The sequence below is a fragment of the Rodentibacter caecimuris genome (assembly GCF_010587025.1).
GTDB classification, from domain to species: Bacteria; Pseudomonadota; Gammaproteobacteria; order Enterobacterales; family Pasteurellaceae; genus Rodentibacter; species Rodentibacter caecimuris.
Genome location: NZ_CP040863.1, coordinates 636,054 through 660,805, shown reverse-complemented (window position 1 = coordinate 660,805; position 24,752 = coordinate 636,054). Strand labels below are relative to the sequence as shown.

Genomic DNA, 24,752 nt, shown 5'->3' with positions numbered 1-24,752 from the left:
CTCCAACAGGTAGAGAGTAAAAGTAAATTCATCCGTGTTGAAAAGCTGAAGATTTAAACTTCAGCTTTTTTTTGTTTTTCTTTGTATAATGGGCGGACTAATTGATCTCATTATTTAATTTAAGGACAAAAAATGAAAAAACATCATGTTGATGTATTAATTTCTGAAGCCGATGTGAAAGCGCGTATTGCCTCATTGGGAGAGGAAATTACGGCTTTTTATCAGCAAAAACAGGTCAATAAACTGATTGTTGTTGGCTTATTACGCGGTTCATTTATTTTTATGGCTGATTTAGTACGTGAATTGGCATTGCCGATAGAAATTGAGTTTATGACAACATCAAGTTACGGTAGTGGGATGACAACCAACCATGATGTAAAAATCAGCAAAGATTTAGAAGGCGATATTCGAGGCGAACATGTACTTATTGTCGAAGACATTATTGATACCGGTTATACGCTTGAGAAAGTTCGTGAAATTTTGAATTTACGTGATCCGGCGAGTTTGGCGATTTGCACATTATTAGACAAACCGTCGAGAAGAGAAGTTAGTGTGCCGGTGGAATGGGTCGGCTTTGAAATTCCTGATGAATTTGTTGTGGGCTGCGGTATTGATTATGCCCAACGATATCGCAACTTAGGCTATATTGGCAAGGTTGTATTGGAAGAGTAAGTTTTCAACATAGAAAGTGCGGTCAATTTTAATGAAGTTATGATACTTTGTTTTTGACCGCACATTGTTTTTACCGGCTGAGTGAATGTTCGGCATTTTTATCCCAATCAATCCACATTCTCTGGATTTTATGTTCCCCGTCTTGCATTTTCGTACGAAAATACATTTTTATTTTCATTGCCTCAATTTTTTCACCCAAGAAAGACGCTTTTAAATCATAGGTTGCGGTTAATCGGTTTTTACCAATCGGTAACACTTTAATTGCGGTTAGCATATCGTAGTATAGCGTGCCGTCTTTTAAATTGTTTATCCAGTCGGTTTTCGCAAAACGTTTCCGTTTCGAGTCGCGAATCACGGTGAGTACAAAATCGTCAGAGAGTAATTTATCCAGCTCAATGTAATTTCCCTTTTCAAGAGAGGTGACAAGTTGTGAGTATAAATCAGCTAATTCAGCCTGTTCGGTTTCCCGATTTTGCAGATCATAAAGGGCGGGGGCAATTGCGATTATACTGATGGTAAGTGATAGCAATAGCGAAAAGAAAATATGACGTAACTTCATTTTATCTACCAAATTAAAAAAACGACAGGAATAATATTCATCACAAGGGCTGTTGTACCGGCCAAGATAAGTTTTGAGGTGCCGAACATCAAGCCTTGATTAACGCCTTTATCCAATTTCACTAACATATTTGCTAGGGCGGTATTGGCGAATAATCCTACAAAGGCAAAGATAATCAAATAAATATAGGCTGTTATAAATGACAGAAAATCAATCACGTAGAACCATGGCACAATGAGTGTAATGACTAAGAGTGGGGCAATATAAGTTAGTTTTACAACGCCAAAACTTAATTTTCGAGAGAAATGGCTCTGAAATAGCACGGCAATTAGGTTATTAATAAAAAAAGCAATAGGGATCGATTCCGGATTATCTAATAGATTGCTGAAAATATAGGGGAAAATAATATAAAACGAAGTTCCCATAGCCAATGGAATAAATAATAACAAATGAGCAAAAACAAAGCGTTTGCTTAATACTTGGCGGATATGGCTTAGCCGAAATCGGGTTGCCCGTACTGTGCATGAGGTTTCTTGCACGGTTAGCAACATAAAAATTAGCATTGCCACTTCAATACCACAACTGACCCAAATCAACATTTCAGGCAGTTGAAACTGTAAAAAGGGTAAAGCAAGTAACGGTGCAAACATTGAAGCTAGGCTTTGAATACGTAAAAATTTACCTTGGGCTTTCGCTTTATCTTGGTAATTATTTGCTGCGGTAGAAAGGAGTAGGGCACGAGCATTTGTACCAAACAGTGTACTACCCAAACCAAAAAAGAAGGTGGTTAAGAGTAAAAGCGGGTAGTAATCCGTGGTGATAAGTAAAATATAGGCAATTGCATCCATTAAACAGCCGATCAACATCATTTTTGAACGGCCGAAACGATCGCCCCAATATCCAGCGAATAAAGAGAAAACTTGGCTGGCAAACACCAATAGGGAAAATGCAGTAGTAATTTGAGCGGTATCGAAACCTTTATTGCCTTGTAAGTAGATGAAAAAGACACTTTGCATGGCGGTATAAGCGATACCGGAGAAAAAACGCCGCCATAAAATTACATTTTGAATATTCATTTTTAGATACTTTCCGAAATTAACCGACGAATCATATCAATTATGGTGAATTTTCTCTTAGACGTTCATTGAATAAATCAAAGAGAAAGCCGATTCTAGTTTGACAATAGGGCGACATATAAACGCCCCATTGTTTATTGATATGATAAGGGTAATTAAAATATTAATGCTATAAGTTGATAGTTATGACCCGTGATTTTGAGTATTTTCGTTACAATAGCGAGCCGAAATAAAAAAATATTAAGCCGTTTTTATCGGTAATCTCATTTCTCTTATTTTCATTGTCATCCCATCGATCATTAACAAGCGACCGGATAAATTCTCACCAATGTTTAATCTAACCTTAATCGCCTCTAATGCTTGAATCGAACCTACAATCCCTACGATTGGTGCGAGCACGCCGGCTTCCACGCAACTTAACACGTTTTGCCCGAAAAGTTGGCTGAGATCATGGTAAGTCGGGGTGTTAGGTTCATAAGTAAAGACAGAAACTTGCCCTTCCATACGAATTGCAGCACCGGAAATGAGCGGAATATGATTTTTCTTACATTGGCGATCAAGCCGATTACGGATATCGACATTATCGGTACAATCAAGAATAACCTGAAAATGCGGTATAATTTCACCGAGTTTTTCTTCGTCCAATTTATCGTTAATTGTCTCAATCTCAATATGCGGATTGATTTGCTGCAAGGCAATTTTGGCAGAATCAACCTTTGGCATATTAAGTCTTGCATCACAATGTAGTATTTGACGCTGGAGGTTAGAAAGCGAAACCTGATCAAAATCCAGCAGGGTTAAATGCCCCACACCGGCAGCCGCAAGATATTGTGCTGCGGCACACCCTAAACCGCCTAAGCCGACAATCAACATTTTGCTGTCTTTTAGTTTTTCTTGCCCGTCAAAATCAATCGATTTCATAATAATTTGGCGGTTATAACGCAATTCTTCTTCATGGCTTAGTGTTGACATTATTGCCCCAATAGATGATTAAACGGTTCAATAGTAACGGTTTCACTGGCAGCAACATTACCGCGATCTTTTTCTAATACGATGAAACAATTACTTTTCACAAAAGAACTGAATAAATGCGAACCTTGGAATCCGACCGGTTGAACTTCGATTTGTCCGTTCTCATTCATTTGATAGTAACCCCGTTGGAAATCTAAACGACCCGGCGCTTTTTTCAAATTGGTTGTTGCGATGGCGGTAAAGTGCGGTTGTTTTTTCGGATGTTTTTGACCGCTTAATTGCAAAATCGCCGGTTGTACGAGCTGATAGAACGTGACCAAGGCTGAAACCGGATTGCCCGGTAATCCGCAGAACCAAGCATTTTGCAATTTTCCAAAGGCAAAAGGTTTGCCCGGTTTCATGGCGATTTTCCAGAAATTAACCGTACCGACTTTTTCTAACACGGCTTTGGTGAAATCCGCTTCGCCTACGGAAACCCCGCCGCTGGTAATGACTAGATCGGCTTGGCGTTGGGCTTCAACAAATGCCTTTTCAAATTCAACTTCGTTATCGGCTAATAAACCCAAATCCAATACCTCACAATTTAATTGTTGCAGCATAAGTTTTATAGTGAAACGGTTTGTGTCGTAGATTTGCCCCTCTTTTAATGGTTGACCGATCTGGACTAATTCATCTCCGGTAGAAAGTACTGCAACTTTTAAACGAGGATAAACTTTTACTTCAGCAATACCGAGTGAGGCAAGCAATGGTAAGGACACGGCATTCAGCACATCACCTTGTTGTAAGACAATATCACCTTTTTTTATATCTTCACCAATACGGCGAATGTTTTGGTTGGCTTTCGGGTATTCGTTTAGTGTGATCGTACCGTCCTCATTGACGACAACTTGTTCCTGCATAACTACTGCATCCGTACCTGGAGGAATCATTGCACCGGTCATAATACGCACCGCACTTTGCGCTATCCATTCACCGTTGAAAGGATTGCCCGCAAAAGACTTGCCGGCAACGGAGAGGGTTAATGATTGCGCCAAATCCGCTAAACGTACCGCATAGCCATCCATCGCCGAATTATCAAAGGAAGGAACATTGATTGGGGATACCACATCTTCGGCACATACCCGGTTTGTCGCCTCGCTTAAAGAAAGCGTTTCGCATTGTGTCGGGAAAGGAAGCCGGCTAAGCATCTGGTTCAAAGCTTGATCTAACGAAAGCATAAAAATCCTGTGTAAACGTTGAGAAAATTTGTCGGGTATTTTATCGTGAAATCGTTTCTAATTTAAGGATTAAATTCTGAAATGATGAATGAGATCAATAAATATTGGTGATTTTTCTCATTTTACGATGTACTTATATTTTGCTAGAATGCCGCATTATTTTTTAGGAACGGAAAATAAATGAGCAATATTTCACAAGATGCGCTAAATGTGCGTGATGCCCTGGTTGCCAAGGGCATAGAAACTCCAATGATAACCCCTAACCCAAATAAAGACGAACGCCGTTCCGGTATCGCCAGCCATATGCGAGAGGTGATGAAACTGATTGGGCTGGATTTAGGCGATGATAGTTTAGAAGAAACGCCGAATCGTTTGGCAAAAATGTTCGTTGATGAAATTTTTAGCGGAATGGATTATGCCAATTTCCCTAAAATGACAAAAATTAAAAATCAAATGAAAGTCAGTGAAATGGTGCAAGTCAATGATATTACCCTCACCAGTACTTGCGAACATCATTTTGTCACCATTGATGGCAATGTTGCTGTTGCTTACTACCCGAAAGATTGGGTAATCGGGCTTTCTAAAATTAATCGAATCGTTGCTTTTTTTGCACAGCGCCCGCAGGTACAGGAACGTTTAACCGAGCAACTTTTAACGGCTTTTCAAACTATTTTGGAAACTGACGATGTTGCCGTTTATGTGAAAGCGACCCATTTTTGTGTAAAAGCCCGTGGGGTAAAAGATACCAATAGTTATACGGTGACGTCCGCTTATGGCGGTGTCTTTTTGGAAGATCGTGAAACCCGCAAAGAGTTTCTAGCCTCAATCCAAAAATAAAAAACGTTATTAGAAATGACCGCACTTTAAGCAATTAAAGTGCGGTCGTTTTTTGTGGTTTTATTTTAGAGCCACATAAAATAGGCGAATCCGCCAATCACTGCAATACAGAATAAGTTCAGAATTAAGCCGACTTTTGCCATATCAATTTGTTTAACGTGTCCTGTCGAGAAAACAATGGCATTAGGTGGCGTTGCAATAGGAAGCATAAAGGCACAGCTGGCACCGCAGGCAATAATTGCCGCAAGTGCAATCGGCGGTAGATCCATAGATTGTGCAACGGAAATAACAATAGGAATAATTAATGCGGCACTTGCCGTATTAGAGGTAAATTCCGTTAAAAAGATAATAAAACCGGCAATCGCAAAGCATAGTACCCAAAGTGGTTTCTCCTGTACAAATTGTACGATAGTATCCGCCATAATTTTACTCGCCCCCGAATCTTTCATCACAATGCTGAGGGTTAAGCCGCCGCCGAAGAGTAAAAGCACGCCCCATTCTACACGCTCTTGAATTTCTTTCCAGCGGGCAACCCCGGAAATGCAAATTAAAATAACGACGAGTAGGGCAATGACCGTATCGAAATTTTCAATGTTTTTCGGGAGTGCTAAGAATTGACTAATCAAGGGGTTAATCACCGAGCCAAACAATAATAAAAGGGTCATAAAAATAAAAATGCCAAGGGTAAGTATATTTTTCTGATTGAGTTTCACTTTTTCGATTGACGGTGAAAAATCGACCGAAAAATCAGGATGTAAAACAACCCATAATGCAAAAATCATAGATGGAATTAAGAGCAGCATCACCGGAAATCCATAGGCTAACCATTCGGTAAACGTAACCTGAATTTGAGAGGCTAAAATGGCGTTAGGGGCACTGCCGACAAGTGTTCCGATACCACCAATATTTGCACTAAATGCCATTCCGAGTAATACGAAACAATAGAGGCGATAATTTTTCTGAGCATTAATGCCTTTTAGCATACCCATCGTCAGAGGTAACATCATTGCGGCAACGGCGGTATTATTTATCCACATAGAAAGAAAAATTGTTACACCGAACAGATAGGCGACGGATAACTTTAAATTACCTTTCGCCAAGCGGATAATGTAGTTAGCTATAATTTTGTCGAGATTTTGGATTTGTAGAACCGCAGCAACAACAAATCCGCCAAAAAACATATAAATAATCGGTGTGGAAAACGGTGCTAAGGCTTTTTGTGTATTAATCAACCCCAAACCAATGGCTACGATCGGCACCATAAGGGAGGTTACAGTAATATTAAATGCCTCGGTCAGCCATAAAATCCCGACAAAAACCAGCAAAGCAAGACCACGATTTTCTTGTGGGGAGAAGGGTAGAATCTTAATTAAAACAAGTATTAGCATAAAATCTAAGGCGAGTATAATTAAACCTTTATATTTGGAAAAATATGTTGTTTTTTGCATTGTATAACCTCCATTATGAAGTTTTTTGTTATTAAATTGTATATTTCCCAATTAGGCTTTTAACAGAGTTTATAATTTAGATCAAATGATTTTAACAAATAACGGCAGGTTAAAAGGTTGGGTAAAAAATAAAAAATTTTGATGTTGTAAATAATCTTATAAAAAGTTTAACGGATAAAAATGTAATTTCTTAATCAAGAAAGTCAGTTAGGCGAAATGGTGAGAGAAAAAATAGTTAAGATGATGTGAAAGTCTCTTCGATGAGAAAATATTTAACAAAAAAAGAGCGGTCAATTTTTTATGTGAATTTGTAAAATTGCCCAACGTTATGTCAAAACGCACAAAATAAAAAATTTATACAAAATAGAGGCGTTGAATACGTATTCTAAATTCACTGCTCAATAATCGGCAGTATTGCCGTTAAACGTAACAATACGTTTACAAAGCAAAATTTTATTCCTTAGGGTAACGTCTGGATAAATCCGCTCGTATCAAAGCACGTTTAGGCGGTTAATTTTTATTGAGTAAAAAAGGCTGGGGAAATCCCGAGCCTTTTTGTTTTCAATATGATAGTGATGAGCACCAATATTAACCAAACACGCGATTTAAATGCGCTTTGTAATCAGCGATGTATTTCGGCACATCAGGTGATTTAATCACATCATTACATATAAATGTCGGTAAGCGCTCGGTAATGCCAATAAACTCATTGGCTTTGTGGAAATGTAAATAAACCCCGTCCACACCTTGTGCTTCAAAGAAATCCCCTTCACGGGTAAAGGCTTCAATCGGCGCATTCCAAGTGAGCGACAACATATGTTTTTTACCGCCCAATAAACCGCCTGTGCCGTATCCCTCTGTCGGATTAACACGGTGACGACCGTCGCTTTGATATAATTTGCCGTGTCCTGCGGTAAATACTTCGTCAATGTATTTTTTTACCGTCCAAGGTTCGCCCATCCACCAGCCGGGCATTTGCCAAATTACCGCGTCCATCCATAAAAATTTTTCGATTTCCGCCGTAATATCATAGCCCTGCTCAATGACGGTTTCTTGCACTTGATGTCCCAAGTTTGTCAATACCTCGCGTGCCGTGGCGTGCAGGGTATGGTTTAATTGCCCGTTAGAATGACCAAAGGTTTTTCCACCGTCTAATAATAAAATGTTCATTTTGCTCTCCTGATTGGTTTAATAATAGATTAAGGGTTAGATCTTTCGATTGTTTGGCATTGGCACAATGCCCAACATATCCAATTTTGGATATCGCCGACATTGTGCCAAAATTTCGCTAAAACTAACCGCACTTTTAGTCGTTAGAATGCATATTTTACATTCATTCCAACATTAAAATTGCGTTTTAGTGCCGGTTCGTAATAGCAGCCGTTGGCGTCATTGATAACCACATTGGCATAATCTTTATCAAATAGATTATTGACACGTAAGTGGTGATCAATCTGCCAGTTGCCTTTTTCCCACAAGTAGCCCGCATAAGTTCCCACTACGGTGTAGCTTGGGGCGTATTCGCTATTCGCGTTATTGACCGCTACTCTGCCGTGATAACGGGCATCTGCACCTATGCGCCAGCCTTGTTGGTCGTGCCAGCCAAGGCTTGCGTAGACATTATGCTTCGCTACGCCGGCAATACGATTTCCTTGGCGAATATTCGCTCCGACAGTTTGGCGGAAACGAGCGTCCACAAAAGTATAGCTTAATTGCATTTTTAAATCTTGCCAAAGCGTACCACTCCAAGCCAATTCCGCACCTTGACGACGGGTTTTGCCGGCATTACGGAAGGTTGCCCGACCGCCCATGGTACCTGCCGAAACAATGTCATCTTTACTGTCGGTACGGTAAAGTGCCATTGTCAGTATTCCATCGCCCAAGCCTTTTTTCAGCCCGATTTCATAATTATCTGTAGTAAGCGGTTTGAGGTCGAAATTCAAGCCGGATTGCCCGTCCGGACGATAAGAATGTGCCTGTTTCAAAGCCACGGCTGTAAGAGGCATAGAGATTGGTATCTGCCAGCCCCTGCCAACTTAGCCCGATACTTGGCAGCCATTTTTCATCTTTTTTGCGCCCGCTGTCATCGCCGTTGCGTAGATAGTGATCCTTCGATTTAAATGTAGTCGTGCTGTATCGCAAGCCACTGTGAAACAGCCAATTCGGCAAGAATGCCCATTGTGTTTGCACATAGGGCTCGATGTTGTAAATTTTATTGGTGTCATCACGGCGTAACGCACCTTTTACCCCATTGATCGTGCCGTTAAAATTTTCATAGCCTTTACGTTTATCTTGCATATAGTCGAATGCAAGACCTGTGATCACATTAAAGTTGTCGGTAAAATCGTGCTGTAAATGCACATCCGTACCGGCATAATAGCGGGTGAAGTCAATCACGCCGCCAGCGTGCCCGGCGTTACGGATTTGGGTAATGCGGGGAATGGGCAAATACTGTTCAAGACTGCGTTCACCAAGGTAGGCGGTTAAATTCAAACGATTTTTTCATCTAATTTTTGGCGATAACTCAAGCCAAGTTGAGTTTGACGCACGTTTTTGCGTGCATTAAACATTTCAAGATTGGTCGCAACTTGATTACGGTTTGCTTTCCATTGTTCGTAGCTTAATGCTCCTGGATCTTATGCTTTAATATCGCTATGGTTGAAAGTAATGTCCACTTCCGCTTGGTTTTCCGTTGTCCACTTCCGCTTGGTTTTCCGTTGTCCAATCCGCTTTGAAATTCACCTGATTTTTGCGTGCGGCGCTGTGATCCCGCTCACCTTCCGTTGTGAAACGATTAACGCTCAATACATACGCCGGTACATATTTATTGTCGCCACCGCCTTGTGCTTTGAAACTATAATGCCATGTACCGTTACTCCCGCCGTCCACACTGGTTTCAATGCTCGGTGGGTTTTGTCCTTTTTGGCTGTGTACTAAAATTGTGCCTGCCGAAGAATTGCCGTAAAGCGATGAAAAAGGGCCTTTAAGTATTTCAATGCGTCCGAGGGAATTAAGATCGATATGACTGGTTACCCCTTGACCGTCCGGCATGGTGGCGGGAATGCCGTCCACATATAACTGTACGCCGCCCCCCATACGAGAACCGCGCGTGGAAAGATTAATATCTTGTGCATAATTATGCCGATCCACGGCAACCAAACCGGCAATGCCTTGCAAAGCTTCGCTTAAGCTGACATTCATTCCGCTTTTTTGGCGCACATCCTCTCCTTCGATTACATCAATGGAAGCAGGGGTACTAAAAGGGTTTATTTCTGCTCGAACAGCGGTTACGGTAATTTCATCTAATGTTGTTTCATTGTTGGCAAAACTATTGACTGCGCTAGAGGCAATCAATGTTGCGATAACCGTTTTCTTCATTTAAAAGAAAGGCATCTTTAACGATGCCTTGAAATATTTACAAATTTTGGTCGAGAACAGACCGTTTATAAGAGTTAGGATTATTTACCGGTGTATTCAAACACGACAATTGCACCTTTATTTTGCATTTCGGTGTTCGGCTTGCCGTTTTTACCTAAACCATAACCGACCGCATCGGTCGCCACATAGATTTTGCGTGTGTCCGGACTGATTACCGCATTACGGTAACGGTTATCGGTTTTGAAGTGTTTGCTGAAATCGCCTTGCACTTGTTCCGATTTGCCGTCTAATTTAACACGATAAATCGCACCGCTCTTTAAGGTGGTGATTAACAAGGAATTTTGCCACTCTTTGATCGCCCCGTCTTTCGGGTAGTAAATAATGCTTGACGGCGCAATGGTCGGCCAGCATAAGAATAATATAAAACGGTACGTTTTCCGCTTTTTGGATCGATTTTAACAATATTTTTGCCTTGACGATCGGTAATCCAAAGTCGGTTATCCTTCCCAAAGTATTTCTCAAGAGCTTTCCAAGCCATCGACTAACACTGTTGCGTTAAACGATTCGGCAATATCCACTTTATTGTCGGCTTTCGTATAAAGATTGCTACTAGTAACCGATAATATGTAAGCAAGTGTTGTTTTTTTTATTAAATCTCCTAATAAGATTATGGTTGATAAAATCGTCGAGTAAAAGTGCGTTCGGAAAATCCAACGAATTTGGGATATTGAATTTACCGACCGACTAAAATGAAAAATGTCATTTTAGTGATTTTAAAGGGCTTGGCAAGAAGGGCTATAAATGAGCGGTAATCACCGCTCATTGAGGCTTTGCCGTCTTACGCCATGCTAAGTTCCATTGGTACTTCCATCAACAAAATTTCAGCATCATCTGTTGCTTCCACGTTGAAGTTCTCAACATCCCAAACGCCTAAGCCATCACGTTCGGAAAGATCGAAACCGGCTACTTTTGCGGTACCTTTAATGACGAAGACATAGACACCATTTTTCGTGTCGTTTAAGCGGTATTCTTTCTTTGTACCTTTGTCAAATTTTGCCAAGTTGAACCATGCATTTTGGTGAATCCATACCCCTTCATCGTCTGCATTTGGCGATAAAATTTGTTGGAAATCGTTTGGTTTTGCGCCCTCCGCAATACTTATTTGTTGATAACGCGGTGTCACATTACGTTTATTTGGGAACACCCAAATTTGTAAAAATTTCACCGGTATATCCGCATTTGGATTCATTTCGCTATGGGTAATACCTGTACCGGCAGACATCACTTGAATATCGCCGTGATGAATGACACTGCCGTTACCCATATTATCGTGTGGGTGTGTACCAAAACCGCGTCCGCCCTAGACAAAGTCATCATTGATTACACGTAATGCACCGAAGTGAATACGATCAGGATCGTAATAATTGGCGAAACTAAACGTATGACGGCTTTTTAACCAGCCGTGATCTGCGTTACCACGAGAATTTGCTGAATGAAATACAGTTTTCATAGATACTCCTTAACTTTTTAAAATAAGCTACACATTGCTGTGCGTTCTTGATGTGGCGTATGCTACGCTTTCTTAAAAAAGAAAAAGACGATCTTTGTTAAAAGATTATTTACTAAGAGTGAATAATTGAAAGGGTTAGTATTTTAATGATTACGATCATTTAGAATATAAAAAGAGCCGGCAAAACCGGCTCTTTTAGCTATCATCTTAATTAAAGATCGAAATCGCCAAAATCTTTGGTATCCACTTTAGAATCAATCTGACCCACAAGATAAGAGCTCACTTCGACTTCTTGTGGTGCCACTTGTACGTTATCGGAAACCAACCAAGCATTGATCCAAGGGATTGGGTTGGAACGTGCTTGGAACGGCAATGGTAAGCCAACCGCCTGCATACGGATGTTGGTGATATATTCTACATATTGAACCAAAATATCTTTGTTTAAGCCGATCATTGAACCGTCTTTAAACAAATAATCCGCCCATTCTTTTTCCTGTTCCGCCGCAGCAAGGAATAAATCATAGGCTTCCTGTTTGCATTCTTCAGCAATTTCCGCCATTTCAGGATCATCCTGACCCGCCGCCATAATGTTTAAAATATGCTGTGTCCCAGTTAGGTGTAGCGCTTCGTCACGGGCGATAAATTTAATAATTTTTGCGTTACCTTCCATTAATTGGCGTTCCGCAAAAGCAAAAGAGCAGGCAAAAGACACATAGAAACGGATCGCTTCAAGGGCATTTACGCTCATTAAGCAAAGATAAAGCTGTCTTTTGAGGTTACGTAAGGTAACGACACATTCTTTGCCATCTACCGTGTAAGTGCCTTCTCCGTATAAACTATAAAGTTGGCTATCACGGATTAAATCATCATAGTAAGAAGAAATATCTCGTGCACGTTTGATAATTTCTTCGTTGGTGACGATATCATCAAAGACGATAGACGGATCATTCACAATATTACGAATAATATGGGTGTAAGAACGGCTGTGAATGGTTTCAGAGAACGTCCATGTTTCAATCCAAGTTTCCAATTCAGGAATCGATACCAACGGTAACAATGCCACATTTGGGCTACGACCTTGGATAGAATCAAGCAAAGTTTGATACTTTAAGTTGCTGATGAAAATATGTTTTTCATGTTCCGGCAACGCCGCATAGTCGATACGATCTTGCGACACATCCACTTCTTCCGGACGCCAGAAGAAAGACAGTTGTTTTTCAATGAGCTTTTCAAAAGTCTCATATTTTTGTTGATCGTAACGTGCCACGTTTACATTTTGACCAAAGAACATTGGCTCTTTGAGTTGGTCGTTTTTGGTTTGTGAGAAAGTGGTGTATGCCATTTGGGTTTCCTCTGTTTTTTAAAAAAGTGCGGTCGATTTTAACCGCACTTTTAAAGGTTTGATTAATTAGATTTTACACGCCCCACCTGCGCAGCCGTCATCAAGATCTTCTTGGGCATCTTCAGCGCCGTCGCGGGTGTTTTGGTAGTAAAGGGTTTTTAAGCCGTATTTGTAAGCGGTTAATAAGTCTTTTAATAGCACTTTCATTGGGACTTTACCGTCTTCAAAACGTTTTGGATCGTAGTTAGTGTTAGCGGAAATCGCTTGATCCACGAATTTTTGCATAATACCGACTAAGTGGAGATAGCCGTCATTGTTTGGGATATCCCACAGCAATTCGTAATTGTCGCTTAAGTTTTCGTAATCCGGCACCACTTGTTTTAAGATCCCGTCTTTTGAGGCTTTCACGCTGACATGACCGCGCGGCGGCTCAATACCATTGGTGGCGTTAGAAATCTGTGATGACGTTTCTGACGGCATTAGTGCGGTGAGGGTCGAGTTACGTAAGCCGAATTCTTGAATATCTTTACGCAAACTTTCCCAATCGTAGTGCAACGGCTCTTGTGTGAGCGAGTCCAAATCTTTTTTATAGGTATCAATCGGTAAAATACCTTGTGAGTAGGTGGTTTGATTGAAATATTCGCAGGCACCTTGTTCTTTGGCTAAATTCATTGAAGCTTTCAATAAATAATATTGAATCGCTTCAAAAGTGCGGTGGGTTAAGTCATTCGCACTGCCATCAGAGTAACGTACGCCATTTTTCGCTAAGTAATAGGCATAGTTAATTACACCAATACCGAGAGAACGACGGGCAAGGGAACTGCGTTTTGCTGCGGCAACAGGGTAGTCTTGATAATCTAATAAGGCGTCTAATGCACGAACGGCAAGATTTGCTAATTCTTCCAATTCATCAAGATTTTCAATTTTGCCTAAGTTAAATGCGGAAAGAGTACAAAGGGCAATCTCACCGTTTTCATCATGAATATGATTCAATGGTTTGGTTGGTAAGGCAATTTCTAAGCATAAGTTAGATTGGCGTACCGGTGCCACTTGCGGATCAAATGGTGAATGCGTATTACAGTGATCCACATTTTGAATGTAGATACGACCGGTTGAGGCGCGTTCTTGCATTAACAAAGAGAAAATTTCAACCGCTTTAACGGAACGCTTACGAATGCTCGGATCTTGCTCGTATTTGAGGTAAAGTTCTTCAAATTTCTCTTGATCGGCAAAGAAGGCTTCGTAAAGTCCCGGTACATCGGAAGGACTGAATAAGGTAATATCACCGCCCTTAATTAAGCGTTGATACATTAATTTATTTAATTGCACACCGTAGTCCATGTGGCGCACACGGTTATCTTCCACACCACGGTTATTTTTCAATACCAATAGGCTTTCAGCCTCTAAATGCCATAACGGGTAGTAAACCGTTGCCGCACCGCCACGCACACCGCCTTGTGAACAAGATTTTACCGCCGTTTGGAAATACTTATAGAACGGAATACAACCGGTATGGAAAGCCTCACCGCCACGAATTTCACTGCCCAGGGCACGAATTGCACCGGCATTAATCCCGATTCCCGCCCGTTGGGAAACATATTTCACAATGGCAGAAGCGGTGGCATTGATGGAATCCAAGCTGTCGCCACATTCAATTAATACGCAAGAACTGAACTGACGAGTTGGCGTTCTTACCCCCGCCATAATTGGGGTCGGCAAGGAAATTTTAAATGTAGAAGTCGCATCGTAGAAACGCTTGATATAGTCCAAGCGGGTCTCTTGCGGATATTTTGAAAACAAACTCGCCGCGACCAATAAATACAGGAATTGTGCAGATTCGTAAATCTCACCAGTTACACGGTTTTGTACTAAATATTTCCCTTCCAGTTGTTTTACTGCCGCATAAGAAAAGGTCATATCACGCCAGTGATCGATAAAACCGTCCATTTCATCCCATTCTTCACGGGTGTAATCGTCTAAAAGAGCATGATCATATTTGCCCATGCGCACGAGTTTTTTGACGTGATCATATAAACGGGGCGGATCGAAATGACCGTAAGCTTTTTTGCGCAAATGGAAAATCGCTAAACGAGCAGCAAGATATTGATAATCCGGAGTATCTTTACTAATTAAATCTGCCGCAGCTTTGATGATGGTTTCGTGAATATCGGAAGTACGAATGCCTTCGTAAAACTGAATATGTGAACGTAACTCCACTTGAGAGACGGAAACATTTTCTAATCCTTCTGCCGCCCAAGTAATCACTCGGTGAATTTTATCAAGGTTGATTTGCTCTTGCGAACCATCACGCTTGGTAACCTTTAAGCTCTTGTTCATGAATACGACCCCTGCAATTGCTATGATATGTTTTTGAACACAATATATAGTGTTATAAAAATAATGATGCACAAGATAATGTGTTTTTTAGGTCAGATCAAGCAATAAATTTTTTGTTAAAATGATTGACAAAAAATTTGTTATTAAAAAACAAATACTTTTTTGATAATTGTAAAGATATGAATTTTTTCTTGAAAAAATACAAAAAGTGCGGTCGAAAATTGCCTTGTTTTTGACCGCACTTTGATGAATAAAATGATTTATTTTAGGAAGATTAGTTTAAATATTTGAATACTTTAACGACTTTTTGCACGCCGCTGATTTTGCTGGCGATCTCGGCGGCGGCATCCGCTTGTGATTGGGTGACATTGCCGAGTAAGAATACTTCGCCGTTTTCGGTGATCACTTTGACATCCGTCGATTTCACACGATCATCAATCAACATTTTGGATTTAACTTGCGTGGTGATCCAACTGTCTTTGCTAATTTGCCCGATAGTGATTTTAGCGCCGACTCGTAATTCATTATAGACATCGGTGACGCCATCTACACCTTTTGCCAGACTAGTGGCGGTTTCCTTTGTACTCTCACTCGGTACTTGACCGATTAACAATACGCGCGCACTGTAAGAGATGGCATTTACACGTGCTTCAGATTTGATTTGTTCATCTTTGTCTAGGGCATTTTCTACCTTAAATTCAAGGGTTTCATCATCTACCTGTGTACCCATTGTACGCGGATCCGTTGCCACTTTTGTGCCTGCTGCGGCACCGCCCAGTACTGCGGCGACACAGCCTTGTAACAGAACGGAGGCGCTTATAATAAATGCCAGTTTTTTAAATGAGCTTAGTTTCATTTTCTCTCTCCTTTATTTAAATGAATCAGTTAGTTAGTCAAATAAATGGTGAAATAGTTTAGGAGCCGGCCCCTAATGATAATCGGCATTCTATCAAACTCTTGGAAATAGTGTTTGATCAATCAATTCGCAAAGCGCATTAATCACAAATAAATGATTTTCTAAAATACGGCTTTCTTTATTGGTGGGAATGGAAATTTCCAAATCTTGTTCTGCTAATAGACCTTGAATAGCATCATTATTTGAACCAGTTAAAGCAATGACATTAATTTCTTTACTCACCGCATTGGCTATGGTGTTTAGTACGGCTTTTTCCACGCCAAGCGGAGCAAACGCAATAAGTAAATCGCCGGGTTTTGCCATGGCGTTAAATTGATGTTGATAGAGATTTTCCGGTGAATGATCGAAAACTAATGAAGATCCGACCGCACTTTCCAGACTCAGCAGTACGGAGGGAAAGCTTGGTCTTTCAATGTCATAGCGGTTAAGCAGGTTGGACACTAAAAATTGTGCGTTGGCATAAGAGCGTGCAATGCCGCAAGCAATGACTTTATTGCCGCCAAGTAAGCATTGAATGACCTTTTGGCTTGCATTGGCAATATTTTCTGTGAGTAAACTGGAGGCGGAAATTTGAATTTGAATACTTTCGCTATAAATGTCTTTAACTTGTTGTAACATAATTGAAAATAAAATTAGTCGAGAAAATTAGGAATCCATTGAATATCTTGTGTAGTTTTGCCGAAAGCGACGAGATCAAAACGGCAATCGGCATCTTCTAAGCTAAGATTATGATTGGCAAGCCACAGATTGGCGGCATCAAGCCATTTTTGTTGTTTGTTCCAATCAACACTCTCGATAGCCGAGCCAAAGTGCGCATTTGAACGTTGTCGTACTTCTACAAACACAATCGTTTGTCCGTCTTGCATAATAAGATCTAATTCGCCACATTTGAAATACTGATTTGCTGCAATAAAATTCAGCCCTTTTGATTCCAAAAAAAGGCGGGCTTGATGCTCAAAGCCCGCTCCTTGTTGACGTTTTAACGAAAACATATTAGTTGGCTACCGGTATCACTTGACCGTCTTGATATTGGAACCAAGTCATATCGCGCTCTACATTACAGTTTGGCCCTGCACTTAAGATGCCGGTTAAACCGCTTAATTGATAGCCCGGTACTTGGCGTAATTCATTGAAATGATTGATTAACAACCACGCATCCGAACCCATGGCATACAAACGCATTAGCTGATATTCACCACCGGTTGAGCCCGCCACTTTTTGATATTGTGCCGATGTAGATTCTTTGAAAAACGGAATATCGCTAAATTGTACGCCGTTCATTTGCGCTACATATTCGGCAGAATTGCTTGCCGCATTAGAACGTGAACTTGCGTAGATTTTTAAATTTGGTGCGCTATTTGCAAGATAACCTTTGATCTCCGCCAATTCATCAGGGGCTGCAATAGTATAAAGTGCGGTTGAATTTGTACCGTTTTCTTGCAGGAAATAAGGTACGTCAGCCGGTAAATTATAATAGCGAATATTGGCATCCGTTGAGGCTAATTGCTGCCAACGAACATTAAAGGCATTACCGACACGCTGACCTAGCTCATTTTGCGGCATCGCAACAACGGGGTGGCGTATTCCGTCATTCCATATTTTGGTTGCGGCCGATTCGGCTTCATCTTCCGGCGATAAACCGTAGTAGCACATTTGGTTAATGGCACGGGTATTCTGTGTTGAGTTTAAGGCTAATACATCAATTCCTTGCACTGATACAGGGTTATTAATGACCGCATCCACATTTTGTTTTAAAAGCGGCCCTACTAAGGCTTTCACACCGGCTTGTTTGGCTTGTGCGATAATCTCGTCAATGGAATAAGTCGATGAATCAAAAATTTGCACCGGAATGGTGGAATTTCCTTTGGCATCATTAAAACCAGATAGAATAGTATTACCTAAAATTTGCCCGTCTCCGCTAATCGGCAAGATTAAACCGATTTGCGCAAGATTGGTTTGTTGAAAGTTCAACAGGCTTTGTAATTCTTTTGGAAAGAGAGTGGCGGCGGCATGGTTTGGATAAGCGCTTTTCCACTGTTGTAGGGCTTGGCTTAACTGCACAGGCTGACGAATATTGTCGTTATAGGCTTTAATTAAAGTAAGCCAACCGCCTAATGCCACACTGCCGTCATCCGGTGCATTGTTGATCACCCCCGTATTTGCCGAACGCAGTAACGCCCAAGTTTTATCTACGTTGCTTTGGCGGCGTTGTACATCGGTGAGATTGCTATCCATTTTGATCCGTGCTTTTACTGCCTCAATCACATCTTTACGGTTTTCAAAAATGGCAGCCTGCGTTTCATAATAACGGGATTTTTGCGAGGCGCTCAGCTTATTTAAGCCAATTAAATGCAATTGGCTTTCTGCTACTTCATTTGCACCTTTCGCAGCAGAAAGACGGGCTTCAATTAATGAGCGGTCAAGTTTTTGTGCCTCATTTAATTCGCCTAACTCAGATAATATTGCCTCGGATTGGGCGATTTTATTCTCTGTGATGAATGCGCGCGCAGCGAGTAATTTATAGGTTTCTTTATCTTCAACACTTTGGGTTTGTTCCAATTTATTCATATAAAATTCAGAACTGGCGTTGGCATCACGTTGAAGTGTTTCGGTGAAGCTGCTGCCGAATAAATTGGAACAGCCGGCTAACGCCACGGATAATAAAATTGGCATTAAACGTTTTTTAAAACCTGTGCCTTGTAATAGAATAGACATATTCGCTTTTGCTCCATTATGAACGAATCAATAATGAAGTGATCTTACTTATCTCAAACCTTAAAAGCAAACAAAATGAATAATGTAACCGGAATTTTATATATCGTGGCAACACCGATAGGTAATCTGCAAGATATTACCCAACGTGCTTTGGATATTTTTTCACAAGTGGATTTAATCGCGGCGGAAGACACACGCCATAGCGGTTTGCTACTTAGTCACTATGGGATTAAAAAGCCGTTTTTTGCATTGCACGATCATAACGAACAGGAAAAAGCGGTTGTGTTGGTGGAAAAATTAAAACAGGGGAGCCATATTGCGTTAATATCCGATGCCGGTACGCCTTTAATTAGTGATCCCGGTTTTCATTTAGTGCGTCAATGCCGTGAGGCGGGGATCAAAGTAGTGCCTGTGCCGGGCGCCTGCGCGGCGATTACCGCACTTTGTGCTTCCGGTATTGCTTCGGATCGTTTTTGTTTTGAAGGCTTTTTACCGGCGAAAACGAAAGCACGCAAGGATAAGTTAGAAAACTTGTCAGAAGAAGACCGCACTTTAATCTTTTATGAATCCACTCACCGTATTTTGGATACCCTTGCGGATATGCAAGATGTATTGGGCAAAGATCGTTATGTGGTACTAGCCCGTGAAATAACCAAAACTTGGGAAACCATTATGGGTGATAAGGTTGGGAATTTACGAAAATGGTTAGCCGAATCGCCAAACCGGACTAAAGGTGAAATGGTCTTGATCGTAGAAGGTAAACCTAAGCAAGAAAATAAAGGGGAATTCTCTCCTCAAGCGATTAAGGCCTTAAGCTTGATTACGCAAGAATTACCGCTTAAAAAAGCGGCGTCCATTGTTGCTGAATTGTATGGTTACAAGAAAAACGCCCTATACCAATTTGGATTGAATAATTTTAACTAATATTTACCTCAAATATTTTCGTTTTTATAGTGAAAATTGATTGAGAGACGACAACGAATTTTATAAATTTCGGAGAACAAATGCTAAACCAAGTTTCAAACACATTACTTACCCCAAGCGATTTATCCACCAAAGAATTAATGAATATTTTTGACATGATGTCACATCGAAATATTGATTATGCCGATTTATATTTTCAGCTTAGTCAAGACGAGAACTGGGTTTTGGAGGACGGCATTATCAAAGAAGGGGGATTTCACATTGATCGCGGGGTTGGCGTTCGTGCGGTATCCGGTGAGAAAACCGGTTTTGCTTACTCGGATCACATCAGCCTTGCCTCACTGCAACAATGTGCTAATGCGGTGAAAGGGATTGCGCAACACAAACAAGGCAATATTATTGTGCCAACTACACTCAATACGGTTAATCCCATTATACGCTATGCCGCGATTAATCCGCTGGAAAGCCTTTCTAAAGAGAAGAAAGTTGAGTTATTACATTTGGTTGATCGTGCTGCTCGGGCGGAAGATCCGCGTGTCACCCGAGTTTCTGCCGGTTTAAGTGCCGTTTATGAAGAAGTGTTGGTGATGGCAACGGACGGTACATTAGCGGCAGATATTCGACCACTTGTACGTTTGTCGATTTCCGTTTTAGTGGAAGAAAACGGCAAGCGTGAACGTGGAAGCTGCGGTTCAGGCGGGCGTTTTGGACTAGATTGGTTCTTTGAGACGGTTGACGGCGATATTCGAGCGGTGAATTTTGCGAAAGAAGCGGTTCGTCAGGCATTGGTTAATTTAAGTGCGGTTGCCGCACCGGCCGGATTAATGCCGGTTGTGTTGGGCGCTGGCTGGCCTGGCGTATTATTACATGAAGCGGTAGGGCATGGGTTGGAGGGCGATTTTAACCGCAAGGAAAGTTCGCTCTTTACCGGTAAGATCGGCGAATTGGTTACTTCACCATTGTGTACGATTGTGGATGACGGCACGATTGCCAACCGTCGTGGTTCGCTGACGATTGATGATGAAGGGGTGCCGAGTCAATGTAATGTACTCATTAAAGAGGGCATTTTGCAGGGGTATATGCAAGATAAAATGAATGCACGATTGATGGGTGTCAAACCGACAGGGAATGGGCGTCGCGAGTCTTATGCCCACTTACCGATGCCACGTATGACAAACACTTATATGTTGGCGGGACAGAGTCACTTTGAGGATTTAATTACTTCCGTTGATCACGGTATTTATGCACCGAACTTTGGTGGTGGGCAAGTGGATATTACCTCAGGCAAATTTGTGTTTTCCACCTCGGAAGCCTATCTTATCGAAAAGGGTAAAATCACCAAGCCGGTAAAAGGGGCAACTTTAATTGGTAGCGGTATTGAGGTGATGCAGAAAATTTCCATGGTTGCGGATAAAAGCGAATTGGATTTAGGCGTTGGCGTATGCGGTAAAGACGGGCAAAGCGTACCTGTTGGGGTAGGGCAGCCGGCATTGAAGATTGATGAAATCACAGTAGGCGGAACAAATTAATCCCAAAATTAACCGCACTTTGGGTTTAATCAAAAGTGCGGTTAATTTTCCGTTTAAATGGATAAAAAATCGGATAACACCCTAAGGTTTATCCGATTTTTGTTTGATAGGTTAATTATGCCCAGTGTTTTTCAATTTCGGCACGGATTGCTTCGGCAGTGGCTTTACCTTTTTCGCCGACTAATGCCCGACCTGCGATAAAGGCTTTGGCATTTTTAATTTCTTTGAACAGCTGAATATCTTCCGGCACAATACCGCCGGTAATGGATAATTCAAGCCCGAGAGCGGATAATTTTTTCATTAATTCCACATCTTCCGCTGTCCAGCCTTTGCCGGCTAATTCCGCATCGCGCGAACGATGATAAATCGCCTGTTTTACGCCTAATTCAACCCATTCTTTGGCGTCTTTTTCGACTGTCCAGTTACCGTAGATTTCAATTTGAATTTCTTTTTTGACTTTTAGCTCAGGGTGAGCGGCATTAAATTCATCCGCCACTTTTTTACAAGCCGCTTTGGTTGCAGGGTGAGCGGCTGCGGAGACAGTCAGCCAGTCAGCGCCTGCTTCAAATGCCATTTTTGCCAAGATTGCACCGCCGTCGGTGGTTTTTAAATCACACACAATAATGTGGTTTGGGTGTAAGGCGCGCAAGGTGCTGACGGCTTTCATACCTTCCGCACAGGCTAAAATAGTGCCAACCTCAATAATTTCCACTAAATTTTCCGCTTGTTTGGCATCGGCGACGGCTTTTTCTAAAGAGAGAGAGTCGAGGGCGATTTGTAGTAATGGTTTAGACATACTTATTCCTTCTGTTAATTTGAAAAGGGGAAAAGTGCGGTTAATTTTGACCGCACTTTTTGAATTGGGTTAGATTAACTGTTTAGCGCTTTATCAATCGCCGCATAAACTTCATCGGCATTATTACAATGGCGGAAACGGTTTAAATCCACGCCGTCATCGCTGTCAGGATCATCAAGGACTTGGGTAATTTCCATTAAACCTTGCATATGTTGATCGGAATCACTGCCGGCAAGGGTAATTAACACATATACCGGATCCTCTTCTCCGTCAAAATAAATCGGTTCTTTTAAGGTGACTAAAGCAAACGCCGTTTTAATTACGCCTTCTTCCGGACGGGCGTGCGGCATCGCAAGCCCCGGCGCTAAAATGATATAAGGCCCCATTTTTTCGATATTGCTGATAATGGTATCGTAATAACGCGGTTCGATTGCGCCTGACGCCTCTAATAAATCCGTACCGATTTTAATTGCGGCTTTCCAATCTGCTGCGGTTTGGTTGAGTTTGATTGAATTGTTGGCGATAAGAGATTCTTTTAACATACTGAGATCCTTAAACTATGTAGTGTGAAGTTGTGCGATCAATTCTCGTCGAAAACCGACCGCACTTTAATTAAGCCTTATTTGCTGTTTTGAAATTTGTTGATGAGTTCGATTAATTCGTCACCAAAGGAATTTGGGTTTAGCATATTTTGTACGCCCAACACATATTTCCCTTCACCGACTTGAATTTCACCGGCTAAATGTTTTGACGAAACAATAATATCCGTGCTATCCAGTTTGCCTTTATAGTCGGTTACCGCACAGGAATCCATAATGTTAGGAATACCGCGTTTATCCAAATAACCTTTGATCTTCATTTTCATCATCATTGAAGAACCTTGACCCGAACCGCAGACGGCGAGAATACGCACTGGTTTTGTCGCATCATCAGAAACATCGTCATTTTTGACCGCACTTTGAGGTGAATGTTCTTGAGCAGCAACTGATTCTTGTTCGCTTTCTTCCGCACCATAGCCGTCCATTTGTTCAAGGGTTTTACCCGCAGCCGCTGCAGCAGCTTCCGCTGCGCGTAATTTTTTCGCAGCAAATGCCATATAAACAAAGGCAGCCGCTAAGATAACAAAGAAGAAGAATGGCACGCTGACGATACCCTGTAATACCGGTGGGAAGAATAATGCCCAGTCTGCCATGCCCATCCAACCGTTAAAGGTTGCGCCTTGAGTTGCTAACAGGTGAATCACCCACGCCGAACCTAATACTTCGATGATCCCCATGACAAAACAGATTTTCATCACCGCACGCCAGCCGCCGAAATGGTTGGCAAATACGCCGATGGTTGCATTGGAGAAGAACATTGGAATAAAGCCCGGAATGATTAATACGGAAGCATCAAAGCCAAGTAATAGACCGACTGCAACGAATTGACCGATTGCCCCCCACATAAAGCCGAATACCATAGCATTTGGTGAGAAAGCGTAAATTGCCGCACAGTCAATCGCCAATACCGCATTAGGAATCACGCGTTCGGAGATACCTTTAAAGGCTTCGGACAATTCGGCGACGAACATCCGCACCCCGATAACAATCACTTGAATTGCAACGGCAAATTTTAAGCCGGTTTCAAAAATATAGATTGACCAGTGGGTTTTGCCCGCCATGGTTTGTAGGTTATCCAACCCGAAAGAGAGCAGAATAATGCCGAAGAAGACGGTCATCACTAATACGGTGGCAGAGATACTGTCGTGGAAAATATGTAACCATTTCGGTAATTTCATATTGTCAACACTGTCGTCTTTATTACCGAGTTTTGGTGCGAGCTTTACGGCGATCCAAGAAGCAATTTGCTGTTGATGTCCGATAGAAAAACCGGCTCCGCCTGTGACGGCTTGAGTCGGTTTATACATAATGTTGGATGAAATCCCCCAGTACAATGCCATAATGATGGCGGTATAAATGATGGTTTCCATCATTGAGGCGCCGATCAACATATAGAATACGGCAACCAATCCCGCCTGTTGGAACATAATATGTCCAGTCAGCATAATGGTGCGAATACCGGTAAAGCGTCTGAATACCACAAGCAAAATGTTTAGCGCTAAGGCTAATAACACCGCATAACCGACCCATGCATAGTTATCCGCCATGGTTTCAATGGTTGCTTGCATACTGGTGTAAGGATCGATCACAGCACCGGTTAAGCCGTGATATTCGGATAATTTGGTAATAATCGGTTTGAAACCTTTGACTAATTCGCCGGCGCCCACTTGGACTAACATAAAGCCGACAATTGTTTTTATCGTCCCTTTAATCACGGTCGTGGTGTCTTTGCGTAAAAGAATGTAACCGATACAGGCCACGATACCTAAGAGTAGTGGCGCTTTATTTAGCACCTGATCTCTAAAGACGATAAATAAATCTAATAATGTTTCCATAACAGAACCTCTGTTGACATTGTTTAAAATGGGAAAAACTTAACGTTTGAGTCTGTTTCGAAGAGTGTCGAAAAAGAAATCCGCTAAATA

The 24,752-nt window shown here is 41.5% G+C and carries 24 protein-coding genes and 1 pseudogene; 4 read left to right on the top strand and 21 right to left on the bottom strand.

The window, feature by feature from the left end:
• Positions 1–132: 132 nt before the first annotated feature.
• On the top strand, positions 133–672 hold the full coding sequence (gene hpt / locus FEE42_RS03285) for a hypoxanthine phosphoribosyltransferase (RefSeq protein ID WP_059366654.1): 540 nt from the start codon (positions 133–135) through the stop codon (positions 670–672).
• Positions 673–742: 70 nt separating this feature from the next.
• On the opposite strand, the gene FEE42_RS03280 is transcribed toward hpt, so the two are convergent.
• The 4 genes from FEE42_RS03280 to moeA all read right to left on the bottom strand — a co-directional run bounded on the left by FEE42_RS03280 (position 743) and on the right by moeA (position 4,496).
• On the bottom strand, positions 743–1,231 hold the full coding sequence (locus tag FEE42_RS03280) for a nuclear transport factor 2 family protein (protein ID WP_059366653.1): 489 nt from the start codon (positions 1,229–1,231) through the stop codon (positions 743–745).
• 5 nt (positions 1,232–1,236) lie between these two features.
• Positions 1,237–2,307, bottom strand: a complete 1,071-nt coding sequence (locus tag FEE42_RS03275) for an MFS transporter (protein ID WP_059366651.1) — start codon at positions 2,305–2,307, stop codon at positions 1,237–1,239.
• Between the two features lie 240 nt (positions 2,308–2,547).
• Positions 2,548–3,279, bottom strand: coding sequence for a molybdopterin-synthase adenylyltransferase MoeB (gene moeB, locus FEE42_RS03270; RefSeq protein WP_164027713.1), 732 nt, complete (start codon positions 3,277–3,279; stop codon positions 2,548–2,550).
• Positions 3,279–4,496: a molybdopterin molybdotransferase MoeA gene (gene moeA, locus FEE42_RS03265; protein ID WP_164027712.1), complete on the bottom strand. Its 1,218-nt coding sequence runs from the start codon at positions 4,494–4,496 to the stop codon at positions 3,279–3,281. Before moeA ends, moeB begins: the two co-directional genes overlap by 1 nt.
• A gap of 180 nt (positions 4,497–4,676) precedes the next feature.
• On the opposite strand from moeA, the gene folE reads away from it, so the two are divergent.
• Positions 4,677–5,333 carry a GTP cyclohydrolase I FolE gene (gene folE / locus FEE42_RS03260; protein ID WP_135968696.1) on the top strand — a complete coding sequence of 219 codons (657 nt, stop codon included), beginning with the start codon at positions 4,677–4,679 and terminating at the stop codon, positions 5,331–5,333.
• 65 nt (positions 5,334–5,398) lie between these two features.
• Here folE and FEE42_RS03255 read toward each other — a convergent pair whose 3' ends face one another.
• The 14 genes and pseudogenes from FEE42_RS03255 to FEE42_RS03190 all read right to left on the bottom strand — a co-directional run bounded on the left by FEE42_RS03255 (position 5,399) and on the right by FEE42_RS03190 (position 18,979).
• Positions 5,399–6,781 (bottom strand): SLC13 family permease, encoded by a 1,383-nt coding sequence (locus FEE42_RS03255; protein ID WP_164027711.1) that lies wholly within the window; start codon positions 6,779–6,781, stop codon positions 5,399–5,401.
• Positions 6,782–7,369: 588 nt separating this feature from the next.
• The gene (locus FEE42_RS03250; protein ID WP_164027710.1) at positions 7,370–7,951 is read right to left on the bottom strand and encodes an NAD(P)H-dependent oxidoreductase; all 582 of its coding nucleotides are present in this window, start codon (positions 7,949–7,951) and stop codon (positions 7,370–7,372) included.
• Positions 7,952–8,094: 143 nt separating this feature from the next.
• Positions 8,095–9,142 (bottom strand): annotated as a pseudogene (locus tag FEE42_RS03245) (TonB-dependent receptor domain-containing protein).
• A gap of 291 nt (positions 9,143–9,433) precedes the next feature.
• Positions 9,434–10,159: a Plug domain-containing protein gene (locus tag FEE42_RS03235; protein ID WP_164027707.1), complete on the bottom strand. Its 726-nt coding sequence runs from the start codon at positions 10,157–10,159 to the stop codon at positions 9,434–9,436.
• An 80-nt stretch (positions 10,160–10,239) separates the two neighbouring features.
• On the bottom strand, positions 10,240–10,515 hold the full coding sequence (locus tag FEE42_RS03230; protein ID WP_237184495.1) for a PQQ-dependent sugar dehydrogenase: 276 nt from the start codon (positions 10,513–10,515) through the stop codon (positions 10,240–10,242).
• Positions 10,488–10,697: a hypothetical protein gene (locus FEE42_RS03225; RefSeq protein WP_059366634.1), complete on the bottom strand. Its 210-nt coding sequence runs from the start codon at positions 10,695–10,697 to the stop codon at positions 10,488–10,490. The genes FEE42_RS03230 and FEE42_RS03225 overlap by 28 nt, the downstream gene beginning before the upstream one ends.
• Before the next feature lie 300 nt (positions 10,698–10,997).
• Positions 10,998–11,483 carry a pirin family protein gene (locus FEE42_RS03220; protein WP_237184465.1) on the bottom strand — a complete coding sequence of 162 codons (486 nt, stop codon included), beginning with the start codon at positions 11,481–11,483 and terminating at the stop codon, positions 10,998–11,000.
• Positions 11,484–11,519: 36 nt separating this feature from the next.
• Entirely contained in the window at positions 11,520–11,669 is a 150-nt protein-coding gene (locus FEE42_RS12780) for a cupin domain-containing protein (RefSeq protein WP_237184464.1), read from the bottom strand.
• 211 nt (positions 11,670–11,880) lie between these two features.
• Positions 11,881–13,011 (bottom strand): class Ia ribonucleoside-diphosphate reductase subunit beta, encoded by a 1,131-nt coding sequence (gene nrdB, locus FEE42_RS03215; protein ID WP_059366632.1) that lies wholly within the window; start codon positions 13,009–13,011, stop codon positions 11,881–11,883.
• Between the two features lie 66 nt (positions 13,012–13,077).
• Complete coding sequence (gene nrdA / locus FEE42_RS03210) at positions 13,078–15,348, bottom strand: class 1a ribonucleoside-diphosphate reductase subunit alpha (protein WP_164027706.1); 2,271 nt, start codon at positions 15,346–15,348, stop codon at positions 13,078–13,080.
• Positions 15,349–15,622: 274 nt separating this feature from the next.
• Positions 15,623–16,204, bottom strand: a complete 582-nt coding sequence (dolP, locus tag FEE42_RS03205) for a division/outer membrane stress-associated lipid-binding lipoprotein (RefSeq protein WP_164027705.1) — start codon at positions 16,202–16,204, stop codon at positions 15,623–15,625.
• Positions 16,205–16,297: 93 nt separating this feature from the next.
• Positions 16,298–16,882 (bottom strand): D-sedoheptulose-7-phosphate isomerase, encoded by a 585-nt coding sequence (locus tag FEE42_RS03200; RefSeq protein ID WP_059366627.1) that lies wholly within the window; start codon positions 16,880–16,882, stop codon positions 16,298–16,300.
• Positions 16,883–16,896: 14 nt separating this feature from the next.
• The gene (locus FEE42_RS03195) at positions 16,897–17,256 is read right to left on the bottom strand and encodes a YraN family protein (protein ID WP_059366625.1); all 360 of its coding nucleotides are present in this window, start codon (positions 17,254–17,256) and stop codon (positions 16,897–16,899) included.
• Position 17,257: 1 nt separating this feature from the next.
• On the bottom strand, positions 17,258–18,979 hold the full coding sequence (locus FEE42_RS03190) for a penicillin-binding protein activator (protein ID WP_164027704.1): 1,722 nt from the start codon (positions 18,977–18,979) through the stop codon (positions 17,258–17,260).
• A gap of 75 nt (positions 18,980–19,054) precedes the next feature.
• Here FEE42_RS03190 and rsmI point away from each other — a divergent pair, with 75 nt between their 5' ends.
• Positions 19,055–19,903, top strand: coding sequence for a 16S rRNA (cytidine(1402)-2'-O)-methyltransferase (gene rsmI / locus FEE42_RS03185; RefSeq protein ID WP_059366621.1), 849 nt, complete (start codon positions 19,055–19,057; stop codon positions 19,901–19,903).
• Positions 19,904–19,983: 80 nt separating this feature from the next.
• A complete protein-coding gene (tldD, locus tag FEE42_RS03180) occupies positions 19,984–21,432 on the top strand; it encodes a metalloprotease TldD (RefSeq protein WP_164027703.1) in 1,449 nt (482 codons plus the stop codon).
• Between the two features lie 115 nt (positions 21,433–21,547).
• Here the strand turns inward: tldD and FEE42_RS03175 are convergent, their stop codons facing one another.
• The 3 genes from FEE42_RS03175 to FEE42_RS03165 all read right to left on the bottom strand — a co-directional run bounded on the left by FEE42_RS03175 (position 21,548) and on the right by FEE42_RS03165 (position 24,662).
• On the bottom strand, positions 21,548–22,228 hold the full coding sequence (locus FEE42_RS03175) for a 3-keto-L-gulonate-6-phosphate decarboxylase UlaD (RefSeq protein WP_059366617.1): 681 nt from the start codon (positions 22,226–22,228) through the stop codon (positions 21,548–21,550).
• A gap of 74 nt (positions 22,229–22,302) precedes the next feature.
• Positions 22,303–22,770, bottom strand: coding sequence for a PTS sugar transporter subunit IIA (locus FEE42_RS03170; protein WP_059366614.1), 468 nt, complete (start codon positions 22,768–22,770; stop codon positions 22,303–22,305).
• Between the two features lie 77 nt (positions 22,771–22,847).
• A complete protein-coding gene (locus FEE42_RS03165; protein WP_164027702.1) occupies positions 22,848–24,662 on the bottom strand; it encodes a PTS ascorbate-specific subunit IIBC in 1,815 nt (604 codons plus the stop codon).
• Between the last annotated feature and the right edge of the window lie 90 nt (positions 24,663–24,752).